This window comes from Polyangium spumosum (assembly GCF_009649845.1).
In the GTDB taxonomy this organism is placed as follows: domain Bacteria; phylum Myxococcota_A; class Polyangia; order Polyangiales; family Polyangiaceae; genus Polyangium; species Polyangium spumosum.
This window is the reverse complement of record NZ_WJIE01000019.1, coordinates 130,701-136,761: the sequence shown is the minus strand read 5'-3', so window position 1 is coordinate 136,761 and position 6,061 is coordinate 130,701. Positions and strand designations below refer to the sequence as shown.

At 71.4% G+C, this 6,061-nt stretch carries 9 protein-coding genes; 6 read left to right on the top strand and 3 right to left on the bottom strand.

Going from position 1 to position 6,061, the window contains the following annotated elements; translation table 11 throughout:
* Nucleotides 1-535: hypothetical protein (locus GF068_RS43925; RefSeq protein WP_206079640.1), on the top strand; the 535-nt coding region annotated here is incomplete at its 5' end.
* A gap of 123 nt (nt 536-658) precedes the next feature.
* A complete protein-coding gene (locus GF068_RS38055) occupies nt 659-1,789 on the top strand; it encodes a DHH family phosphoesterase (RefSeq protein WP_170319920.1) in 1,131 nt (376 codons plus the stop codon).
* Nucleotides 1,790-1,792: 3 nt separating this feature from the next.
* Here GF068_RS38055 and GF068_RS38050 read toward each other — a convergent pair whose 3' ends face one another.
* Nucleotides 1,793-2,224: a response regulator gene (locus tag GF068_RS38050; RefSeq protein WP_153824458.1), complete on the bottom strand. Its 432-nt coding sequence runs from the start codon at nt 2,222-2,224 to the stop codon at nt 1,793-1,795.
* Between the two features lie 97 nt (nt 2,225-2,321).
* Here GF068_RS38050 and GF068_RS47265 point away from each other — a divergent pair, with 97 nt between their 5' ends.
* The 4 genes from GF068_RS47265 to GF068_RS38030 all read left to right on the top strand — a co-directional run bounded on the left by GF068_RS47265 (nt 2,322) and on the right by GF068_RS38030 (nt 4,855).
* Nucleotides 2,322-3,428, top strand: coding sequence for an ATP-binding protein (locus GF068_RS47265; protein ID WP_153824457.1), 1,107 nt, complete (start codon nt 2,322-2,324; stop codon nt 3,426-3,428).
* On the top strand, nt 3,406-4,239 hold the full coding sequence (locus GF068_RS38040) for a sensor histidine kinase (RefSeq protein ID WP_153824456.1): 834 nt from the start codon (nt 3,406-3,408) through the stop codon (nt 4,237-4,239). The genes GF068_RS47265 and GF068_RS38040 overlap by 23 nt, the downstream gene beginning before the upstream one ends.
* A 79-nt stretch (nt 4,240-4,318) precedes the next feature.
* A complete protein-coding gene (locus tag GF068_RS38035; protein ID WP_153824455.1) occupies nt 4,319-4,519 on the top strand; it encodes a DUF883 domain-containing protein in 201 nt (66 codons plus the stop codon).
* Between the two features lie 18 nt (nt 4,520-4,537).
* The gene (locus GF068_RS38030; RefSeq protein ID WP_153824454.1) at nt 4,538-4,855 is read left to right on the top strand and encodes a hypothetical protein; all 318 of its coding nucleotides are present in this window, start codon (nt 4,538-4,540) and stop codon (nt 4,853-4,855) included.
* Between the two features lie 51 nt (nt 4,856-4,906).
* On the opposite strand, the gene GF068_RS38025 is transcribed toward GF068_RS38030, so the two are convergent.
* Both GF068_RS38025 and GF068_RS38020 read right to left on the bottom strand, forming a co-directional pair.
* Entirely contained in the window at nt 4,907-5,416 is a 510-nt protein-coding gene (locus GF068_RS38025) for a hypothetical protein (protein WP_153824453.1), read from the bottom strand.
* Between the two features lie 107 nt (nt 5,417-5,523).
* The gene (locus GF068_RS38020) at nt 5,524-5,832 is read right to left on the bottom strand and encodes a YtxH domain-containing protein (protein WP_153824452.1); all 309 of its coding nucleotides are present in this window, start codon (nt 5,830-5,832) and stop codon (nt 5,524-5,526) included.
* Nucleotides 5,833-6,061: the final 229 nt, after the last annotated feature.

Genomic DNA, 6,061 nt, shown 5'->3' with positions numbered 1-6,061 from the left:
CGTGCTCATCGTCGTGCTCCTGCGCAAGCAGCCGGAGCCGACCGCCGCGACGACGAACCAGGCCCAGGAGAACGGGCCCATCGTGGTCCCCGCGCCTTCACCCCCACCCACGGTCACGCAGGCGCCCTCGGCCGTCGCCGCGCCCGCGCCGCCGCCCGCCCCGACGGAGAGCGCCGCCGCCGAGCCGCCCGCCTCCGCGTCCGCCGCCGCGCCGCCCGAGCCGCCCGCCTCCGCCTCCGCGGTCGCGGCCGCCACCCCGCCTCCTCCGGTCGGCGCCGCCGAGCCGCCGGCCACGAGCAAGCCGCCGCCCGCCCCGCCGCCGGCCCCGGCGAACGGGACGCTCGTCGCCGTCGTCGTCGGCGGCCCGTGCTCGTTCAGCGTGAACGGGGCTTCCAAGGGCAAGTCGTCCTCGATCCGCCTCACGTTGAAGGCAGGCACCTACTCGGTGACGTGCAGGCCCTCGAGCGGCGCTGCGAAGTCGAAGAGCGTGACCGTTCGTCCCGGCGAAACGGCCATGGCCATGTTCAAGCTCTGAAGCGGCAAAAGCAGGCGCTTTTCCCGTTCGTACGGGACGGCCCGGCTGGCAGGATGGGCGCGCGGATTGCTTTCGTGGGTGGCGGACCGTGCGGCATCAGGCCCGCACCTCCGGGGCAAGACGGTGAACCAACAAGAAGCGTTGCGGATCGAACCCGACCGTAGCAGCAGCCCACACCTGCCCGATCTGCGCGGGCCGCGTCGCGTCGACGGAGCAGAGAGCCGCGTGGGGCAGCTCCTCGAGGCGCTACGGAAACACGAAGGCCGGCACGTCGTGGTCATCCGGGGATATCCGGACCCCGACAGCCTGGCGAGCGCATGGGCCCACCAGAGGCTCTGCGCGAGCGTCGGCATCGAGTGCGACATCGCGCACCTGCCGCTCGTGAGCCGCGCGGAGAACCGGGCGATGGTGAATTTGCTCGACCTGCCGCTCGTGCGCGTGACCGCGCCGGAGGACCTCGACCGGTACACCGCGCTCAGCCTGGTCGACGCGAACTCGATCGAGCTGCCGAGGAGCTCGGGGCTGCCCTGCGTGTCGATCGTGGATCACCACGCGATCCAGGGAAAACTCAACGCGGAGTTCGTGGACATCCGGCTCGGCGTGGGCGCCGCGAGCACGATCTACACAGAGTACGTGATCGAGGCCCCGACGCGGGTCCTGGAGAACGGGACGATCGCGACGAGGCTCGCGACCGCGCTGGCGTACGGGATCCGCAGCGACACGGACGATCTCTTGCACGCGAGCGCGGAGGATCTGCGGGCCCTCGCGAGCATCATCGACCTCGTGGACACGGACGTGCTCGCCGCGCTGTCGCGGTATGCGATCCCGTCGAGCTCGATGCGGATCATGCGGCGCGCGCTGGAGGCGATGCAGGTGGAGGGGACGTGGGTCTTCTCGGGCGTGGGGCAGGTGCGCCCGCAGGACCGAGACGCGATCGGGCAAGCGGCCGACTTTCTCCTGCGGCGCGAGGGGATCAAGACGGCGATCACGTTCGGCCTGGTCGACGGGTGGATCGACGGTTCGCTCCGCACGAACGACGCGTCGCTGGATCCGGCGACGTGGCTGCGCGACGCGTTCGGCATCGGCCCGCTCGGCATGCCGTACGGCGGCGGGCGGCGCGGCAAAGGAGGCTTCCAGATCCCGCTCGGGCCGCTCGCGGGCTGCCCGAACCAGGACGCGCTCTGGGGGGTTGTCCGGGAAATGGTGGAGGACACGATCCGCAAGCGCATCGGCACGTCGGACGAGGCCGGCTGAGGCTCAGCTCGGGCGCCCTTCGTGGCCGCGGGTCACGACGGTGAGCGTCGGCCCTTCGGGTTTATCATTCGCCCCGGATTCGGAGCTGCCGAACGCGTCGGAGAGCTCGTTCACCAGGGCGAGCGCGTCGAAGGGCTTGGGGAACACGCGGCGGACGTCGAGGCCCATGATGCGCCGGCGGAGCTCGACGTGCGCCGAGACCACGATGATGACGTTTGGCCGCTCCTCGGCGGGTTTGCCGAGCAGCGCCCGGATGACGCCCACGCCGTCGAGGCGCGGCATCATCAAATCGATGACCAGCGCGTCCACGCGATTGCGTTCGAGCAGCTTGAGCGCCTCGACGCCGTCGGCGGCGAGCAGGACGTCGAAATCCGATACGACCAGGAGGTTGCGCATCGAATAACGAATCTCGTCGTCGTCGTCGACGATCAGCACGGTCGGTCGCGAGCGCTTTCCCAATTTCGTGCCCCCCACTGGCAGCAAACCCCTCCGTCCCTAATGAAGCCCACGACGACGAACGCAAGGTGGCACCGTGCAGGAGACGACGATCGATTGGACGGAAGTGATCGCGCGGGCGCCCGACGGGATCGTCTGCGCGGACGAACGTGGGCGGATTGTCTACGCCAATCCCGCGGCGGAGCGCCTCCTCGGGCGCTCGCCCGGAGAGCTCGTCGGCGAGTCGTTCCCCGCGCTCGTCGTATTGCCGGGCGTGGGCGACGGGCCCTGGTGGGACGAGGGCAGAGCCGCGCCGGAGCGGGCCATCGGGCACCGAAAAGACGGGACGGACGTGCCGCTCGAGGTCTCGCTCGTGCCGCACGGGGGCCTGTCGATCGCGACGGCGTTCGTGCGGGACCTGTCGGCGAGTGACCGGTCCGTCACGACGAAGCTGCTCGCCGCCGAGCGCGAGTCGTTCCTGTCGATGGCGGCGCACCAGCTCCGCGCGCCGATCCAGCCGGTGTTGAACTCGCTCCGGACGATCGAGCGCGCGCTCGCGCTCGGAAAGACGCCGCCCGAGGGGACGATGGCGCGCGCGCTGCGGCAGACGCTCCGGCTCGGTCGGCTCGTGGACGCGATCCTGAGCGACGCGGCGGCGATCGAGCGAGGCACGCTGGAGGTGCACGTCGCGCCCTTCGATCTGGCGGTCTTCACGCGCGAGGTCGTGGAGGACTTCCGCCTGGCCGCGCCGTCGCAGCGGCTCGAGTACCACGGGCCCGGCGACGGGGTGCGGGTCACGTCCGATCCGGATCGGGTGCACCAGATCTTGATCAGCCTCATCGACAACGCGATGAAGTACTCGGGGCGGCAGCACGTGGTGACGGTGGAGGTCGAGGCGTCGGAGTCGCGCGTGCGGGTGCGCGTGATCGATCAGGGGATCGGGATCCCCGCGGCGGAGCAGGCCAGCGTGTTCGGCAAGTTCTACCGCGGCTCGAACGTGCCGAGCGCGGCGAGCGGGCTCGGCGTGGGGCTCTACCTGGCGCGCGGGCTCGCGCTGCGGCTGCACGGGACGTTGACGGTCGCGAGCGAGGTGGGGCGAGGGAGCGCCTTCTCGCTGGTGCTGCCGAAGCACTGGCCGGAGGGCAAAGGCGCGGCGGCGCCGTCCCCGAGGGGGAACCAAGATGAAAGCCGCCCGCCGCATTGAGCCGAGCTACGAGGCCCTCGCCGCGAAGCTCGCCGAGGCCGAGGAGGAGAACACGCGCCTCTGCCGGGAGAACGAGCGCCTCGTGCAGGAGCGGGCGGCGCGGGAGGCGGCCGAGGCGGAGGCGCAGCAGGAGCTCGGGACGTTCTTCGCGCTCGTCGCGCATCAACTGAAGAGCCCGCTCTTGCCGCTCGAGGTCTCGCTCATGACGCTCGCGCGGGCGCTCGAGCGAGGCGCGAGCGTCCCGCCCGACACGTTCCCGCGGACGATGCGGCAGGCGCGCAGGCTGGGCCGGCTCATCGACGCGTTGCTCGTGGACCTGCCTCGTATCGAGGACGGATCGCTGCGGGTGGCGGCGCGCTCGTTCGACCTGCGCGAGCCGGTGCGGCGCGCGGTGGGCGAGGCGCGGCTCATGCTGGAGTCGCGGACGTTCACGTTGCACGAGCCGGCCGAGCCGCTGCTCGTGCGGGGCGACCCGGAGCGGGTGGAGCAGATCGTGGCGTCGCTCGTCGACAACGCGGTGAAGTACTCGCCGCCCGAGGCGCCGATCGGGGTGCGGGTCGTCGCCGAGGACCCGGCGAACGCGGCCGTGGTGGTGGAGGACCGAGGGATCGGCATCCCGGCGCGCGAGCTCGGGCAGGTGTTCACGAAGTTCTATCGGGGTTCCAACGCGCCGAGCTACCTGTATCGTGGTCTGGGTGTAGGTCTCTACCTGTCACACCACCTCGCGAAGCTCTGCCGAGGCCGTTTGTCGGTCGAGAGCGTGGAGGGCGAGGGGACGATCTGTCGGCTTTGCATCCCGCTCGACGCGTGATCACGCCCGCGCGTGCTGCATCGACCGTGCGTGGCTTGCTCAGGCCGCGTGGCGCGCCCGTTGCTGGGAGCGCGAGGCGATGATCGAAGATCCTCACAAATCGGAAATGGGCGGCGCGCACCTCAACGGTCACCACAACGGGGCTGCGCGGATGGTTCGTCAGGTCAAACGCGCCGACGACAAGCTGGTCGCCTTCGTCGAGGAGCGGCCGCTCGTGGCGATCGGCGTGGCGCTCGCGTTCGGGTACGTGCTCGGCCGCGTGATGACGCGTCAGGGTTAGGAACGGGGGAGGGATCTCATGGTTGGCGAGAGACAAACGGGGCAGGCGGGCACGACGGAACAAGGCGCGGACAAGGGGCCCCTCGCGGCGCTCGGCGGGGTCGATCCGAGCCAGGTGCTCACGATGGTGAGCGACGTGGCGCGGGCGAACCCGCACGCGGCGCTCGCAGGCGCGGTCGCGGTGGGCTTCTTGCTCGGCGGAGGGCTGACGCCGCGCTTGCTCGGGGCCGCAGCGTTGTTCGCGGCGCGGCGTTACTTCCGCGGGGCGGTGGAGGAGACGTTGTCGAGCTTCGAGCACGGGCTCGCGGAGAAGATCGGGCAAGCCGGGACGCGCTGAGCGTCCGAAGAGCGAGCGAGAGCGCCGACGCGTTCGGCGCTCTGCACATTTTCAGGCCTCGGCCTCCTGACGACGCACGAACGAAGCGCCACGCGCCTCGAGCAGGCGCTCGACGGCGCCCGCAGACGCAGCCGCCGCGCGGATCGCGACGAGCGAGCCGCCCATGCCGACGGCGTCCTCGAGCAAGCGCGCCTCGAACTCGGGGTGACGCGCCCCCAGGATCCCACCCACAGCCACGCCGAGCGCGCCGAGGACGCCGGCGCCCGCCGCCGCAGCGACGACCGGGCCCGCGAAGACGGAGCCGGTCGCGGGCACGACGAGCGACCCCGCGGCGCCGAGCGCGCCCGCGATCGCGCCGAGCAGCCCGCCGAGCGCCGCGCCGATCGCCGCGCCCTCCGAGGCCTTGCTGCCGAGGTGGAGCCCGAGGTCGCCGCGATGGCCGACGTGCTTGGGGATGACGCTGACGTCGCCGGGCGAGACGCCGAGCGAGGCGAGCTCGGCGAGCGCGCCCTCGGCGTGGGCGCGTTCGAAGAAGAAAGCGATCAGGATCTCGTGTTTCATGGTGGATCATCGGCCGCTCGAAGCGTGCAAACCGTGCACGCAAGCGCGTACACGGTTTGCACCCGAGGTGTGTGAAGCGCGCCGCCTTGGCGAGCGCGCGCGCGAGGTCAGCGGTTCTGGCCGATCTCGTTCGACGTCGCGAACGAACGCTCGCGGACCTGGGAGGCGGCGGACTCGAGCTCGCCCTTGACGCGCCCGGCGGCGAAGCGCGCGCGGTCCTTCACCCGGTCGGCGCCTTCGCGGAGCCGCTCGCGTGTCTCGGCGCCCGTACGCGGCGCGTAGAGCAGGCCGATGCCCACGCCGAGGGCCACGCCGAGGCCGACGCCGAGCGACGCCGGCAGGAGCCAGCTCGCGCTGCTCTTGCGCTCGTAAGGGAACGAATCCGACAAACGCTGAATGAAACCGTAGTTCTTCATCGTGCAGGCTCTCCGTCGGGGATGGATCGAAGCCTCACGTGGGAGCTGGTAACGGCAGACGCCGAAGGCGATCCGGAGCTACCAGCGGTGACCCGAGCCACGTGAACGCTCGATCGAATCCGCGCGGGAGGGCCAGGCAGCGCGCATGCCACGCGAGGAGCGGGCAGGGGGAGCGCACACGGCGCCGCGAGGATGTCCGCGGCGCCGTGGGGTGTGTGGATCCGAGGAC

Coding starts and splice junctions, on each gene's coding strand:
- GF068_RS38035 (WP_153824455.1), top strand. CDS start 4,319: ATGATCGAAGATCCTCACAAATCGGAAATGGGCGGCGCGCACCTCAAC.
- GF068_RS38025 (WP_153824453.1), bottom strand. CDS start 5,416: ATGAAACACGAGATCCTGATCGCTTTCTTCTTCGAACGCGCCCACGCC.
- GF068_RS38030 (WP_153824454.1), top strand. CDS start 4,538: ATGGTTGGCGAGAGACAAACGGGGCAGGCGGGCACGACGGAACAAGGC.
- GF068_RS38020 (WP_153824452.1), bottom strand. CDS start 5,832: ATGAAGAACTACGGTTTCATTCAGCGTTTGTCGGATTCGTTCCCTTAC.
- GF068_RS38040 (WP_153824456.1), top strand. CDS start 3,406: ATGAAAGCCGCCCGCCGCATTGAGCCGAGCTACGAGGCCCTCGCCGCG.